At 68.5% G+C, this 13,273-nt stretch carries 16 protein-coding genes; 7 read left to right on the forward strand and 9 right to left on the reverse strand.

The window, feature by feature from the left end; translation table 11 throughout:
* Positions 1 to 8 precede the first annotated feature (8 nt).
* Complete coding sequence (locus O9255_RS11940) at positions 9 to 437, reverse strand: hypothetical protein (protein ID WP_297867087.1); 429 nt, start codon at positions 435 to 437, stop codon at positions 9 to 11.
* A gap of 134 nt (positions 438 to 571) precedes the next feature.
* Here O9255_RS11940 and sufT point away from each other — a divergent pair, with 134 nt between their 5' ends.
* Positions 572 to 1,123, forward strand: coding sequence for a putative Fe-S cluster assembly protein SufT (gene sufT / locus O9255_RS11945; protein ID WP_297867088.1), 552 nt, complete (start codon positions 572 to 574; stop codon positions 1,121 to 1,123).
* A gap of 31 nt (positions 1,124 to 1,154) precedes the next feature.
* Here the strand turns inward: sufT and corA are convergent, their stop codons facing one another.
* From corA to miaB, 7 genes are all read right to left on the reverse strand, one after another.
* The gene (gene corA, locus O9255_RS11950; protein WP_297867089.1) at positions 1,155 to 2,168 is read right to left on the reverse strand and encodes a magnesium/cobalt transporter CorA; all 1,014 of its coding nucleotides are present in this window, start codon (positions 2,166 to 2,168) and stop codon (positions 1,155 to 1,157) included.
* Between the two features lie 7 nt (positions 2,169 to 2,175).
* Positions 2,176 to 3,417: a DUF4105 domain-containing protein gene (locus O9255_RS11955; protein ID WP_297867090.1), complete on the reverse strand. Its 1,242-nt coding sequence runs from the start codon at positions 3,415 to 3,417 to the stop codon at positions 2,176 to 2,178.
* On the reverse strand, positions 3,401 to 4,255 hold the full coding sequence (locus O9255_RS11960; protein WP_297867091.1) for a transporter associated domain-containing protein: 855 nt from the start codon (positions 4,253 to 4,255) through the stop codon (positions 3,401 to 3,403). The genes O9255_RS11955 and O9255_RS11960 overlap by 17 nt, the downstream gene beginning before the upstream one ends.
* 90 nt (positions 4,256 to 4,345) lie before the next feature.
* Entirely contained in the window at positions 4,346 to 4,807 is a 462-nt protein-coding gene (gene ybeY, locus O9255_RS11965; RefSeq protein ID WP_297867092.1) for an rRNA maturation RNase YbeY, read from the reverse strand.
* Positions 4,808 to 4,824: 17 nt separating this feature from the next.
* Positions 4,825 to 5,490 carry a haloacid dehalogenase-like hydrolase gene (locus O9255_RS11970; protein ID WP_297867093.1) on the reverse strand — a complete coding sequence of 222 codons (666 nt, stop codon included), beginning with the start codon at positions 5,488 to 5,490 and terminating at the stop codon, positions 4,825 to 4,827.
* The gene (locus O9255_RS11975) at positions 5,477 to 6,454 is read right to left on the reverse strand and encodes a PhoH family protein (RefSeq protein WP_297867094.1); all 978 of its coding nucleotides are present in this window, start codon (positions 6,452 to 6,454) and stop codon (positions 5,477 to 5,479) included. Before O9255_RS11975 ends, O9255_RS11970 begins: the two co-directional genes overlap by 14 nt.
* Positions 6,454 to 7,797, reverse strand: coding sequence for a tRNA (N6-isopentenyl adenosine(37)-C2)-methylthiotransferase MiaB (gene miaB / locus O9255_RS11980; RefSeq protein ID WP_297867095.1), 1,344 nt, complete (start codon positions 7,795 to 7,797; stop codon positions 6,454 to 6,456). The genes O9255_RS11975 and miaB overlap by 1 nt, the downstream gene beginning before the upstream one ends.
* A 72-nt stretch (positions 7,798 to 7,869) precedes the next feature.
* On the opposite strand from miaB, the gene O9255_RS11985 reads away from it, so the two are divergent.
* From O9255_RS11985 to O9255_RS12010, 6 genes are all read left to right on the forward strand, one after another.
* Positions 7,870 to 8,853 carry a lytic transglycosylase domain-containing protein gene (locus O9255_RS11985; RefSeq protein WP_297867096.1) on the forward strand — a complete coding sequence of 328 codons (984 nt, stop codon included), beginning with the start codon at positions 7,870 to 7,872 and terminating at the stop codon, positions 8,851 to 8,853.
* A 122-nt stretch (positions 8,854 to 8,975) separates the two neighbouring features.
* Positions 8,976 to 9,587, forward strand: coding sequence for a ubiquinol-cytochrome c reductase iron-sulfur subunit (gene petA / locus O9255_RS11990; RefSeq protein WP_297867097.1), 612 nt, complete (start codon positions 8,976 to 8,978; stop codon positions 9,585 to 9,587).
* Positions 9,587 to 10,834: a cytochrome bc complex cytochrome b subunit gene (locus O9255_RS11995; protein WP_297867098.1), complete on the forward strand. Its 1,248-nt coding sequence runs from the start codon at positions 9,587 to 9,589 to the stop codon at positions 10,832 to 10,834. Before petA ends, O9255_RS11995 begins: the two co-directional genes overlap by 1 nt.
* Positions 10,827 to 11,549, forward strand: a complete 723-nt coding sequence (locus O9255_RS12000) for a cytochrome c1 (protein ID WP_297867099.1) — start codon at positions 10,827 to 10,829, stop codon at positions 11,547 to 11,549. Before O9255_RS11995 ends, O9255_RS12000 begins: the two co-directional genes overlap by 8 nt.
* 215 nt (positions 11,550 to 11,764) lie before the next feature.
* A complete protein-coding gene (locus O9255_RS12005) occupies positions 11,765 to 12,403 on the forward strand; it encodes a glutathione S-transferase N-terminal domain-containing protein (RefSeq protein ID WP_297867100.1) in 639 nt (212 codons plus the stop codon).
* Positions 12,404 to 12,426: 23 nt separating this feature from the next.
* Positions 12,427 to 12,828: a ClpXP protease specificity-enhancing factor gene (locus O9255_RS12010; RefSeq protein ID WP_297867129.1), complete on the forward strand. Its 402-nt coding sequence runs from the start codon at positions 12,427 to 12,429 to the stop codon at positions 12,826 to 12,828.
* Between the two features lie 19 nt (positions 12,829 to 12,847).
* Here the strand turns inward: O9255_RS12010 and O9255_RS12015 are convergent, their stop codons facing one another.
* The gene (locus O9255_RS12015) at positions 12,848 to 13,186 is read right to left on the reverse strand and encodes a DUF3301 domain-containing protein (RefSeq protein ID WP_297867101.1); all 339 of its coding nucleotides are present in this window, start codon (positions 13,184 to 13,186) and stop codon (positions 12,848 to 12,850) included.
* Positions 13,187 to 13,273: the final 87 nt, after the last annotated feature.

Consider the following 13,273-nt stretch of genomic DNA (forward strand, 5'->3'; position numbering starts at 1 on the left):
GCGCGCGATCAGCGGTTCCACCACAGCGTCAGCGCCACGGCCGCAGCCAGCCACGCGAGGTTGCCGAGCCCCAGCCAGGGCTCGGCGATCACGCCGAACAGCACCGGCCCCAAGCGCAATGCCGACTCCCAGGGCAGCAGGCCGAACGCCGGGCCGACCACGCCGGCGGCCATCAGCCACAGGCTCGCGGCGGTGGCGAGCCCGAGGAAGGCCAGCGCCCAGGCGGCGCGACCCCGGCCGGCCGGCACCCGCAGCAGGGACAGCAGCACGCTGGCATCCGCCGCCACGATCACGGCCATCCAGGCGGCGGGCGCGTCGAACCACAGGGCCACCGCGCCCCACAGCGCCACGATCAGCGGCAGGGCCAGCGCGAGTGCGAGGCAGGCCCCGAGATGCCGGGGCGGCTGAATGGGCGGGTTGGCGACAGCAGTGTTCAAGCGGGACGGCCGGAGAGGGCAGGGCTGCGCAGCGTAGCGGCATGGCACGGGCCGCGCCGTGTCTTCGCGACGCCCTCGCGCCGATTCCCGCCAGCCCGGTAGAATTAGCCCCGATTTGGTCCTGATTCCCGCCGATGTACAGCCGCTCCAGCGAACCCGTCAGCTTCTCCCGTGATTGCACCGTGGTTCTGGTGCCGCAGGGCGAGCGCGTCACGTTGCCGGCAGGCAGCGTCGGCTACATCACACAAGCGCTCGGCGGCTCGTTCACCGTGTTCGTCGAAGGCAACCTGTTCCGCATCGCCGGCGAAGACGCCGACGCGATCGGCAAGGAGGCCCCGGAAGCGCTCGCGCTGTCCGAGGATGCGGGCGACGACGAGGTCGAGAAGCTCGTGTGGGAGCAACTGCGGACCTGCTTCGACCCCGAGATCCCGGTGAACATCGTCGAACTGGGTCTCGTCTACACGGTGGAGCTCGGCCGTCGCGACGACGGCGAACGCAAGGTCGACGTGCGCATGACGCTGACGGCGCCCGCCTGCGGCATGGGCGACATCCTCGTCGACGACGTGCGCAGCAAGGTCGAACGCATCCCGACGGTGGTCGAGGCCGATGTCGAACTCGTGTTCGATCCGCCGTGGAACCAGTCGATGATGTCGGAAGCCGCGAAGCTCGAAACCGGGATGCTGTGACGCACGGCCGGCGGGTGGCTCGAACCGCCGCCTACAGCCAGCGTGCCTTCTTCAGCACGCGGTAGAGCACCAACACCGCGATGACGAGGCCGCCGACGAGGATCGGGTAGCCAAAACGCGCTTTCGTCTCCGGCATGAAATCGAAGTTCATTCCATACCAGCTGGCGACCAGGGTAGGTACGGCCAGCAGCGCGGCCCAGCCCGCGAGGCGCTTCACCACTTCGCCTTGCTCAGCGGCCACCAGCGACAGGTTCACCGACATCGCCGCGGTGAGCATCTCCCGCATGGTGTCGGTGGCTTCCGCCACGCGGGCCACGTGATCCTGCACGTCGCGGAAGTAAACCTGCAGCTCGTCGCGCACCAGGTGCGGGTAGAAGCGTGTGAGCTGGGCCAGCACGTCGTTCAGCGGCGAAACGGCCAACCGGAGCGTCGTGAGGTCGCGCTTCAGGTCATAGAGTCGGCGGATGGTGTCGCGCTTGAAATGCTGGTCGAAGATGTCGGCCTCGATCGTCTCCAGCTCCTGGCGGTACTGCTCGACGATCGGGAAGTAGTTGTCGACGGCGTAGTCGAGCACCGCATACGGGCCGTAGCCGGGCCCGAGGCGGAACAGCTCCGGGTTCTGCTCGGCGCGTTCGCGCGCCGCGGCGTAGGGCAGGGAGGCGCCGTGGCGCACCGTGATCAGGTAGCGCGGCCCGAAGAACACGTGCGTTTCGCCGACGCCGATGTCGCAATTCGCGCTCGCCTGCGCGGTGTGCATGACGATGAACAGCGCGTCGCCGTAGGGCTCGATCTTCGGACGCTGGTGCGCCTTCAGGGCATCCTCGACCGCCAGCGGGTGCAGGCTGAACTCCTCCTGCAGCTTGTGCAGCAGTTCCTCGTCCGGCTCGTAGAGCCCCACCCAGACGAAGCTGCCGTCGTCGACCGCCAGTACGTCGGAGATCGCATCCAGCTCGAGGTCGGCGACCTTGCGACCGTCAAGGTAGTGGATGCAGGAGCGCACCATGTCGGCGCGCGTTTGCGGATGAACGGGGATGACGGGGCTCATGCCCGCATCATCGGTCCGCGGTCGTCGTGGCGGCAAGCCGGCGGAAATGACGTGCCAGCGCCCAGTGCAGCGGCAGCAGCAGCACCACCCACTCGACGTTCGCCTGCTTCATGAAGGGCATCAACTTCAGGAAGGCCCCCGCGGCGGCCAGCGCCAGCACCAGCACGATCACCACCCCGAACAGCCGGCCCGGCGGTCGGCCGCGCATCGCGCGGAAGGCGCCCGGCAGCAGCAGCCAGGCCAGCGGCGAGAGCAGGAAGAGGTTCTCGTTGCCCCAGGCGAAGTCGTGGCCGCTGCCGAACCACAGGAAGAGCATCGTCGTGCCGGCGAGCCCCGCGAGCAGCCAGAAGCCGCCGGCGAAGGCGGCCACCGCACGCGGCGCGCGACGACCGAGCCAAAGGAGGCCGAAGGCCAGCGCGAACCCCGCCACCGCCGCTTCGAAACCCAGCTGCGGCATTTCCGCCGGTTCGGGCGCGAGGCGATGCGGCAAAACCTCGGCTTCCGAGGCGACGATCGCGCGACCATCCGCGCGCTCAACCGTGCGCAGGCTGTCGGCGAGCCGCATCGGGATGAAGGCTTCGTCCCAGCGCGAGAGCGGGCGGTCGGCCTTCGCCGCGAGGCCGAGGTGGAAGCCCGTGCCCATCCACACCGCCGGCGAGGCGAGGCGCACGGCCTCGCTGCGATGCGAGTTGCCCTCGGAGCTGGCCGTGAGCGTGCGCTTCAGCAGGCCGCCAAGCGCGGCGTCGAGCGCATCGCGCACGCGGGTCGAACAGTTGTCGGTGAAGTAGCGGTAGTCGTAGACGGCGTTCTCGGGGCGCGCGTTCACCTCGAGCATCGCTGCCAGCGCGCCGGCTTCCTTGGCGTCGAGATCGAGCCACTGCACCGAGACGCCGCGGCCGCTGGCGCGGTAATGGGCGAGATCGGCCTCGAGTGGCAGAGCGACGAGGCGGTAGCGCATCGTGCCGGCGACGAAGCGGGCGAGGAAATCGGGTTCGCCGGGGTCGAAGTAGCCGAAGTTGTAGCTGGTGGGTTCGCGGCCGTCCTGCGGGTCGATGACGATGGCGTTGTGGCCGAAGCGCTCGAAGAACACCTCGCCGGGCGCCATCGTGAGCACGCCGACACGCGGCGCGCCCAGGGCGGCACCGGCGAACAGGGCCAACGCAACGAGCGCCCAGGCCACGACGCCCCGAGCCGCCAAACGCCACCTGATCAGCGTGGCCACGGCGCCGGCCTCAGCGGATGGCGTCATGGAGCCTCACGCGCAGGCTGTGCACGCGGCGCTGGTCGGCATCGACCACGGTGAAGTGGAAGCGGCCGCTCTCGAAGGCTTCGCCGGGCTCCGGCAGGTGGCCGATGCCGGCGACGACGAGACCGCCGATGGTGTCGAACTCGTCGTCCGGGAACTCGGCACCGAAGCGCTCGTTGAACTCGTCGATTGGCGTCAGCGCCTCGACGACGAACTGCCCGTCCGACTCGGCGGCGATGCTGGTGGAGGCGTCGGCCGCGTCGTCGTGCTCGTCGTCGATCTCTCCGACGATCTCCTCGAGCACGTCCTCGATGGTGATCAGGCCCGCCACGCCGCCATGTTCATCGACGACGATGGCCATGTGGTTGCGCGAGGCGCGGAACTCCCGCAGCAGCACGTTCAGCCGCTTGCTGTCGGGGATCAGCAGGGCCGGGCGCAGCAGTTCGCGGACGTCCTGCACCGCGCTGTCGGCGACGATGCCACGCAGCAGGTCCTTGGCGAGCAGGATGCCGAGGATCTCGTCGCGGTCCTCGCCATGCACCGGGAAGCGGGAATGGCCGCTCTCGACGACGTGTTTCATCAGGTCGAGCAGCTTGCCGTCGACCGGCAGCGAGACCATCTGGGCGCGCGGCACCATCACGTCGGCCACGGTCATCGTCGAAACGCTGAGCGCGCCTTCCAGCATGCTCAGCGTGTCGCCTTCGATCAGCCGGTTGCTGCGGGCGTCGCGGAGGATCTCCAGGAGGTCCTCGCGGGTTTCGGGTTCACCCGAGAAGGCGTGCGACAGGCGTTCGAGCCAGGAGCGCTTCTCGGGCAGGGGACTAGAGTCGTCCTCGGACATTCGTTTCGGTGCATTGCCCCCGAAGAGGGGCGCGAACGACGGAGTGTAGCCGATGGCCGTGACGGGCCCGGTGGAGGGCCGTCCGCGCCCTCAGCGCTCGGCGTAGGGGTCGGGGATTCCGAGGCGGGCGAGGATGGTGCGCTCGCGGGCTTCCATGGCGTCCGCTTCCGCTTCGGAACGCTCGTGGTCCATGCCCAGCAGGTGGAGCACGCCATGCACCACGAGGTGGGCATGGTGGTGGGCCAGTGGCTTGTCCTGCCCCAGTGTCTCCAGTGCAACCACCGGGGCGCAGATGACGAGGTCGCCCAGCAGCGGCGAGCGGACGCCCGGCGGCAATTCGACCGGGAAGCTCAGCACGTTGGTCGCGTAGTCCTTGCCGCGGTAGTCGCGGTTCAGCGCGCGGCCCTCGTCGGAATCGACATAGCGCACCGACAGTTCGATGGCGCGGCGCTGGCCGGCGAGCGCGGCCTCGACCCAGCGGCGCACACTGGCGGCGGCGGGCAGGCCCTTGCGCGGGAGTCCGTAGCTGACATGGACGGTCGGAATGGGCATGGCGGTTCCGGGGGCACTCAGAGAAGGGGCAAGACCGGCAGGTCGGCATCCACGAGGCGCGTTCCCAGCGCCTGACGGACGATCAAGCGGCAGCGGGCGGAGGCGTTCACCAGGACGGCCTCGTCGGCGGCGCGCAGCAGAGGCAGGTCGATCGCCGCATCGGAGACGGCCCGCACGTAGGGCGGCGGAAAGCCTTCCTCGGCGAGGGCGCGCAGCTTCGCCTCGCCGGTGCAGTGGCGCGCCACGCCGGCGCCGCCCCAACGGGGGCGCAGGCGCGAGGCGACCAGGGTCACGCCGGGATAGACGCCGAGGCGCCGCAGGGCCACGCGTGCGAGCGGCTCGAAGGCGCCTGTCGCGACGACGACGCGATGCCCGGCCTTCACGTCCGCGCGCAGCCAGGCGAGTTCGCGCTCGCGGGGACGCATCGATCGCGTTTCGGCGAAGCGCTCGGCCATCGCTTCGAGGGCGTCGATACGGCGCCCCAGCGCCCCGAAGAACAGGAAGATCGACACGCCGGCGCGTCGCGTCGCCTCGAATCTCATCAGCGCGAAGCCCAAAGGCGCGAACGGCAGCACCAGCGCACGCCGCCAGCCTTGCAGCAGGTGGTGGATGAAGGCGGCGCCGATGTCGCCTTCGACGAGGGTGCCGTCGAAGTCGTAGACGACGACCTCAGCCGGCGGCATCGGCGTCGCGGCGGTCGTAAGCGCGCACGATCTTCGCCACCAACGGATGGCGCACCACGTCCTTCGCTTCGAAGAACTGGAAGCTGATGCCCTCCACGCCCTTCAGCACCTCGACCGCGTCGCGCAGCCCGCTCTTCTGGTGCTTGGGCAGGTCGATCTGCGAGAGGTCGCCGGTGATCACCGCGGTCGTGCCGAAGCCGATGCGGGTCAGGAACATCTTCATCTGTTCGACGGTGGTGTTCTGCGCCTCGTCGAGGATCACGAAGGCGTCGTTGAGCGTGCGGCCGCGCATGTAGGCCAGCGGCGCCACCTCGATGACGTTGCGCTCCATCAGCTTGGCCACTTTCTCGGTGCCGAGCATTTCGTAGAGCGCGTCGTAGAGCGGCCGCAGGTAGGGGTCGACCTTCTGCGAGAGATCACCCGGCAGGAAGCCGAGCTTCTCGCCGGCCTCGACCGCCGGGCGCACCAGCAGGATGCGCTGCACGCGCGAATCGTTCAGCGCTTCCACGGCGCTGGCCACGGCGAGGTAGGTCTTGCCGGTGCCGGCCGGGCCGATGCCGAAGTTGATGTCGTGCGTGGCGATGGCGTGCAGGTAGGCCGCTTGGTTGGCGCCGCGGCCCCGGATCGTCCCGCGCTTGACCTTGATGGCGACGTCCTGCGGCGCGAAGCCGAGGTCGCGCTCGACGGCCGATTCCTCATCCGCGCCGAGGCGCAGGTGGATGGCTTCCGGCGTCAGCACTTCGGTCTCGGTGTCGGCCCAGAGCTGGCGCAGCAGGCGTTCGGCCAAGGCCGTCGCCTTCGTCGGACCCGACAGGCGGAACACGCCGCCGCGGTTCGCGATCTGCACGCCGAGGCGCAGCTCGATCTGGCGCAAGTGGGCGTCGAGCGGGCCGGCGAGGTTGGCCAGGCGCTCGCCGTCCTCGGGCTCGAGCGTGAAATCGCGCGGCGCGGCGGCGTCGGCCATCAGGCGGCCGCCGTCTCGCGGGTGACGATGCGGCCGCGCAGCGAGTTGCTCAGCGCCTCGGTGATTTCCACGTCCACGAATTGACCAACCAAACGCTGCGGTCCAGCGAAGTTCACGAAGCGCATGTTCTCGGTGCGGCCCGTCACTTCATTCGGGTTCTTCTTCGAGGGGCCCTCGACCAGCACGGTCTGCACCGTGCCCACCATGGCCTGCGAGATCTTCCGCGCGTTCGCGGTGACCGTTTCCTGAAGGCGTGCCAGGCGCGCGCTTTTCACTTCCGAGCTCGTGTCGTCCGGCAGGTTCGCCGCCGGCGTGCCGGGGCGCTTGGAGTAGATGAAGCTGAAGCTCTGGTCGAAGCCGATGTCCTCGATCAGCTTCATCGTCTGCTCGAAGTCGCGGTCGGTCTCGCCGGGGAAACCGACGATGAAGTCCGAGCTCAGGCAGATGTCCGGCCGCGCCTCGCGCAGCTTGCGGATCTTGGCCTTGAACTCCAGCACCGTGTGGTTGCGCTTCATCGCGGTCAGCACGCGGTCCGAGCCTGACTGCACCGGCAGGTGCAGGAAGGAGGCCAGCTTCGGCACGTCGCGGTAGGCCTCCACCAGCGAGTCGGTGAACTCCATCGGATGCGAGGTGGTGAAGCGGATGCGGCCGATGCCTTCGAACTCGGCGATGGCGCGGATCAGGTCGGCGAGGTCGGCGGTGCCGCCATCGTCCGTCGCGCCGCGGTAGGCATTGACGTTCTGGCCGAGCAGGGTGACCTCGCGCACGCCCTGGTCGGCGAGCTGGGCCACTTCCACCAGCACATCCTCGAAGGGCCGGCTCACTTCCTCGCCGCGGGTGTAGGGCACCACGCAGAAGGCGCAGTACTTGCTGCAGCCTTCCATGATCGAGACGAAGGCGGTCGGCCCTTCCGCGCGCGGTTCGGGCAGCTTGTCGAACTTCTCGATCTCCGGGAACGAGATGTCGACCTGCGGCTTGCCGGTCTCGCGCTTGGCGTCGATGAGTTCGGGCAGGCGATGGAGCGTCTGCGGGCCGAACACCACGTCGACGAAGGGCGCGCGCTTGATGATCGCCTCGCCTTCCTGCGAGGCCACGCAGCCGCCGACGCCGATCACGAGGTTCGGGTTGTTCTTTTTCAGCTCCTTCCAGCGGCCGAGCTGGGAGAACACCTTCTCCTGCGCTTTCTCGCGGATCGAGCAGGTGTTGACCAGGATGACGTCGGCTTCCGCCTCGTTCTCGGTCAGTTCGAGGCCGTGTTCGGCGGCGAGCACGTCGACCATCTTGGTCGAGTCGTACTCGTTCATCTGGCAGCCGTGGGTTTTGATGAAGAGCTTGCCGGGCATACGGTGCGTACTCCGTTCCGGTGGATGGGGCGCGGATTGTACGCCCGGCCCTGCTGGGGGACACTTCGCGCCATGCGTCCCCTCCGCGCCCTGAAGCCCGCGTCGCCCGCCGCCCTCGCCGGGTGGGTTGCGCTTGCGTTGGCCTTCGGCCCGGGCGGGGCTTCGGAGGCACAGGCCGGAACGCTCTACCGCTGCGTCGGCGCGGATGGCATCTCGCATTACGGCAGCCGCCGGCAGTCCGGGATGAGCTGCACGGTGGCCGCCAGCTACCGCCCGGACCCCCGTCCTGCCATCGCCCCCACGCCGGCGCCCGCTGCCGCTGCCGCTGCGCCGAGCCCAGCCGATTCCGCGCCTTCCCCGGCGGCCACCTCGGCCCGCCGCGTCGAGTTCCTGGCCAGCCCGGGGGCCGCACCGGCGCCCACGGCCGGCAGCACCCGCGGCGCGCGGGTCACCCGCGGCGCCGTCTACACCTACATGAAGGACGGCGTCACGCATTACACGAACGTCCGGCCGCAGAACGCGGGCTCGGCCGTGCGGACGCTCTTCACCTACGTCGAGACCTGCTACGCCTGCAGCACCCTGCCGGGCGTCGATTTCTCCAATGTCCGTCTGAATACCGCGGCCTATGCCGCCGAAATCCGCGCCGCAGCGGCGCGTTTCGGTGTCGACGAAGCGCTGGTGCGGGCCATCGTCCACGCCGAGTCGGCCTTCAACCCCAACGCCGTCTCCCACAAGGGGGCGCAGGGCCTGATGCAGCTGATCCCGGCCACGGCCGACCGCTTCGACGTGGCCGACCCCTTCAATCCGGCCCAGAACATCGCTGGCGGGGTGCAGTACCTGGCCTGGCTGCTCGACCGTTTCGACGACAACATCACGCTGGCCGCCGCCGGCTACAACGCCGGTGAAGGCAATGTCGACCGCTACGGCGGGGTGCCGCCCTTCGACGAAACCCAGCGCTACGTGGGCCGCGTAGCCACCCTTCACGCCCGCTACCGCGAGGCCCTCGGGGCGGCCGGGTCGGTCGCGGTTCCGATGTCGGGTGCAGGCGCCCCCTAGGCCTCGCGCCGTCGTCCGGCGGCGTTGTCGGTCAAATGGGCGTTCGGCTACACTTCGGCCTTGCTGCGAGGGCTCGTTCGGGCCCGTCGCATCCTCACGTACAGCGAAGTTCGGAGAGCCGAATGGCCAACGAAGGGGTCAACAACGGGCGTCGTCGGTTCCTGACCGCGACCACCGCCGTGGTCGGTGCCGCAGGCGCCGCCGCCGGCGGTTATGCCTTCCTCAGCACCTGGAAGCCCAGCGCTCGCGCGCAAAGCGCCGGTGCCCCGGTCGAAGTGGACATCAGCAAGCTCGACCTCGAGCCGGGTGCCCGCATGATCGTGCAATGGCGTGGCAAGCCGGTCTGGATCTTCAAGCGCACCGGTGAGCAACTGGGCGCGCTTCCGACGCTCGACGATCGCTTGGCCGATCCGAAGTCGGACAACGTCGACCAGACCCCGGCCTTCGCCAAGAACGAGACGCGGGCCATCAAGCCCGAGATTGGCGTGCTGGTGGGTATCTGCACCCATCTCGGCTGTTCGCCGCTGTTCGTGCCCGAGCTGCAGCCGCAGGCCTTCGACAGCGATTGGAAGGGCGGCTTCTACTGCCCCTGCCACAACTCGCGCTTCGACCTTGCCGGCCGCGTCTTCAGCGGGATGCCGGCGCCGTCGAACCTCGAAGTGCCGCCGTACCATTTCGACAAGGCCAACGCGAACCGCGTCGTGGTCGGTATCGCGCCGGAGGAAGCCGCCTGATGAACGCCAAGATCGAAAATGCGGTCAACGGCGCGGTGGACTGGTTCAACCAGCGCACCCCGGGCCTGATCCCGTTCTACAAGAAGCACATGTCGGAGTACTACGCTCCGAAGAACTTCAACTTCTGGTACTTCTTCGGTTCGCTGGCGCTGCTGGTGCTGGTCAACCAGATCGTCACCGGCATCTTCCTGACGATGCACTACAAGCCGAGCGCCGCCGAGGCCTTCGGTTCCGTCGAGTACATCATGCGCGACGTGGAGTGGGGCTGGCTGATCCGCTACATGCACAGCACCGGCGCCTCGCTGTTCTTCGTTGTCGTCTACCTGCACATGTTCCGCGCGCTGATCTACGGGTCGTACCAGAAGCCGCGCGAGCTGGTCTGGGTGCTCGGCATGTTCATCTTCCTCACGCTGATGGCCGAAGCCTTCCTCGGCTACGTGCTGCCGTGGGGCCAGATGTCGTACTGGGGCGCGCAGGTGATCATCAACCTGTTCTCGGCGATCCCGGTGATCGGCGGCGACCTCACCGAGTTCATCCGCGGTGACTTCCTCGTCTCGGATTCGACGCTGAACCGCTTCTTCGCCCTCCACGTCATCGCCCTGCCGCTGGTCATCCTGCTGCTGGTCGTGCTGCACCTGGGTGCCCTGCACGAGGTCGGCTCGAACAACCCGGACGGCGTCGACATCAAGAAGGTGAAGGACAAGGCCACCGGCAAGCCGCTCGACGGCATCCCCTTCCACCCGTACTACACGGTGAAGGACCTGGTGGGCGTCGGCGTCTTCCTGATCATCGCCAGCTTCATCCTGTTCTTCGCCCCGACCTTCGGCGACCTCTTCCTGGAGTTCGACAACTTCAACGAAGCGAACCCGCTGGTCACGCCGGCCCACATCAAGCCGGTGTGGTACTTCACCCCCTACTACGCCATGCTGCGCGCCGTTCCCGGCAAGCTGCTCGGCGTGATCGTCATGGGCGGTGCAGTGATGATCTTCTTCCTGCTGCCCTGGCTGGACCGCAGCAAGGTGCGCTCGCTGCGCTACCGCGGCTGGATCAGCAAGCTGATGATCTCGCTGTTCTGCATCTGCTTCGTGGTGCTGGGCTGGCTGGGCCTCCAGTCGGGCTCGGAGATCCAGACCCTGATCGCCCGCATCTGCACGGTGTTCTACTTCGGCTTCTTCCTGACGATGCCGATCTGGACCTCCATCGACAAAACCAAGCCGGTTCCTGAGCGGGTGACCTCGCATGCTTAAGTCGCGCATTTCCGCCCTCTTCGCGGCGGCCGTCCTGCTCGTGGCCCCGGCCTTCGTGTCGGCCGCTGGCGAGGTCCACCTCGAAGACGCCCAGATCGACCTGCAGGACAAGGCCTCGCTGCAGCGCGGCGCCGGCCTGTTCATGAACTACTGCGCCGCCTGCCACTCGCTGCAGTACATGCGGTACTCGCGGCTGGCCGAGGACCTCGAGCTGACCCCGGAGCAGGTCGAGCAGTTCCTGATCAAGGGTGACGCCAAGATCGGTGAAGTGATGAAGACCGGCCTCGCCAAGGGCGACGGGCAGGCCTGGTTCGGCAAGGCTCCGCCGGACCTCTCGACCACCGCCCGCGGCAAAATCGGCCAAGAAGACTGGATCTACACCTTCCTGAAGTCCTTCTACGTCGACGAGTCCCGCCCGATGGGCTGGAACAACACCGTGCTGGCCGGCGCCAGCATGCCGAACGTCCTCTGGGACCTGCAGGGCAAGCAGCGCAAGACCGAGGAAGGCTTCGTCATCCAGGAGCACGAGCGCGGCCGCCTCTCCGACGCCGACTACGACCGCGCCATCCTCGACATCACCGCGTTCCTGACCTACGTCGGCGAGCCGGCGCGCCTGCAGCGCGAAAGCCTCGGGGTGTGGGTCATCCTGTTCCTGTCCTTCTTCACGCTGTTGGCTTACCTGTTGAAGCAGGAATACTGGAAGGACATCCACTGACGTCCCACCCGTCCGGGGCCGCCGCGCCATGGCGTCCTCGGCCCGGTGCCAGAGTGAAGGCCGCCCCTCGGGGCGGCCTTCGCGTTTCGGGGGCAGGGGACGCTGCAGGGCGGCCGGGCGGCCCGGGCCCTTGCGGTTCGCCGGCCATTTACGGCACGTTAGGGATTGTTGGGCCGTCGGCGAGGGGTCGAGGGCCGCGTCGAAGGGAAGTGCCGATGGCTGCAAGCCCGCGTTTGCGCAACACCTTGACCCTGTTCTCCGCAAGGGATTGCGTCCTCTGCCACCGCGTCCGCCTTGTGCTGGCCGCGAAAGGGGTCAATTACGACCTTGTCCCGGTCGATCCGGCGCACCCGCCGGAGGATCTCATCGACCTGAATCCTTACCACTCCGTGCCCACCCTGGTGGAACGCGAGCTGGTGCTGTATTCGGCCTCGGTGGTCACCGAGTACTTGGACGAGCGCTACCCGCACCCGCCGCTGATGCCGATCGATCCGCTGTCGCGGGCCCGGTTGCGCTTGGCCATGCTTCGCCTCGAGCACGAATGGGTGCCGCACGTGCAGGCGGCCCAGCAGGCTGGCAGCAAGGCGCAGGCCGACAACGCCCGCAAGCAGCTGCGCGACCTCGTCTTGGCCGCCCTGCCGCTGTTCAAGGCCTCGAAGTTCTTCCTGAACCCGGAAATGAGCCTCGCCGACTGCGCGATGGCCCCGATCATCTGGCGCCTTCCGTCGCTCGGGATCGTGCTGCCGAAGGAAGCCAAGCCGATCGATGACTATGGCCAGCGCATCTTCCGGAACCCCGGCTTCATCCGCAGCCTCACGCCGGAAGAAAAGGCGCTGCGCGAGATCCCCGCATGAGTGAGGGCGGCACGCCGGCCTTGATGACCTCGAACCGCCCCTACCTGCTGCGGGCGATGCACGAGTGGATCGTCGACAACGGCATGACGCCCTACCTGCTGGTGGATGCCCAGCACGACGGATTGCAGGTGCCCCCCTCGGCAGTGAAGGACGGCCGCGTCGTGCTGAACGTCGCCGGCCGCGCCGTGGCCCACCTGCAGCTGGGCAACCGCGAGGTGAGCTTCATGGCGCGATTCGGTGGCGTGAGCCATTCGGTCATCGTGCCGGTGTCGGCGGTACTCGCCGTCTACGCTCAGGAGACCGGCCAGGGCATGGGCCTCCCGCCCGATGAGGGCGAGGTGGCGCCGCCGCAGGACGCGACGGACGGGTCCGGACCGGCGCCGGAGCCGCCGAAGCGCGGCGGCCACCTTCGGATCATCAAGTAGGACGACGGCCCCTCCGGGCTCAGACGCCGCCGGGCCCCACGTAGACGAGGGGCGGACGCTCCGGGCCGATCAGGCCGACGACACGCTCGCCCAGCAGGCTCACGCGGCCCAGCTGGCGCTCCTGGCCGCTCGCCGAGAACTCGAAGTCGAAGTCGCGCTGCCAGCCCAGGCGCCCCTCGTCGTTCCGCGCGAGACGCTTCCGTACCCGCTGGACGTTCTGGTCGAGCCAGATCACGCCGGCCTGTTCGCAGGCGCGCTGGGCGACGCGGGTGGCGGCATCGGCGGCACGGCGGTCGGCCCACCAGTTCCAGGCCAGGGCGACGACGGTGAGGAGGAAGGCGAAGCTGAGCAGGTCCATCCGCGCAATGTGGTGGTGGACGGGCCGCGACGCAAGGCGGACCGGCGGGGGAGGGTGACGAAGCCCTTCCCGCTCGCGCACACTGTC

The sequence above is a fragment of the Silanimonas sp. genome, assembly GCF_027530345.1.
Classification (GTDB): domain Bacteria; phylum Pseudomonadota; class Gammaproteobacteria; order Xanthomonadales; family Xanthomonadaceae; genus Silanimonas.

Bases quoted from the DNA above. Each gene is read 5' to 3' on its own strand.
- O9255_RS11955 (WP_297867090.1), bottom strand. From the start codon at position 3,417: ATGACGCCATCCGCTGAGGCCGGCGCCGTGGCCACGCTGATCAGGTGG.
- O9255_RS12015 (WP_297867101.1), bottom strand. From the start codon at position 13,186: ATGGACCTGCTCAGCTTCGCCTTCCTCCTCACCGTCGTCGCCCTGGCC.
- O9255_RS11985 (WP_297867096.1), top strand. From the start codon at position 7,870: ATGCGTCCCCTCCGCGCCCTGAAGCCCGCGTCGCCCGCCGCCCTCGCC.
- sufT (WP_297867088.1), top strand. From the start codon at position 572: ATGTACAGCCGCTCCAGCGAACCCGTCAGCTTCTCCCGTGATTGCACC.
- O9255_RS11970 (WP_297867093.1), bottom strand. From the start codon at position 5,490: ATGCCGCCGGCTGAGGTCGTCGTCTACGACTTCGACGGCACCCTCGTC.
- O9255_RS12010 (WP_297867129.1), top strand. From the start codon at position 12,427: ATGACCTCGAACCGCCCCTACCTGCTGCGGGCGATGCACGAGTGGATC.
- petA (WP_297867097.1), top strand. From the start codon at position 8,976: ATGGCCAACGAAGGGGTCAACAACGGGCGTCGTCGGTTCCTGACCGCG.
- ybeY (WP_297867092.1), bottom strand. From the start codon at position 4,807: ATGCCCATTCCGACCGTCCATGTCAGCTACGGACTCCCGCGCAAGGGC.
- miaB (WP_297867095.1), bottom strand. From the start codon at position 7,797: ATGCCCGGCAAGCTCTTCATCAAAACCCACGGCTGCCAGATGAACGAG.
- O9255_RS11995 (WP_297867098.1), top strand. From the start codon at position 9,587: ATGAACGCCAAGATCGAAAATGCGGTCAACGGCGCGGTGGACTGGTTC.
- O9255_RS12000 (WP_297867099.1), top strand. From the start codon at position 10,827: ATGCTTAAGTCGCGCATTTCCGCCCTCTTCGCGGCGGCCGTCCTGCTC.
- O9255_RS11960 (WP_297867091.1), bottom strand. From the start codon at position 4,255: ATGTCCGAGGACGACTCTAGTCCCCTGCCCGAGAAGCGCTCCTGGCTC.
- corA (WP_297867089.1), bottom strand. From the start codon at position 2,168: ATGAGCCCCGTCATCCCCGTTCATCCGCAAACGCGCGCCGACATGGTG.
- O9255_RS11975 (WP_297867094.1), bottom strand. From the start codon at position 6,454: ATGGCCGACGCCGCCGCGCCGCGCGATTTCACGCTCGAGCCCGAGGAC.
- O9255_RS12005 (WP_297867100.1), top strand. From the start codon at position 11,765: ATGGCTGCAAGCCCGCGTTTGCGCAACACCTTGACCCTGTTCTCCGCA.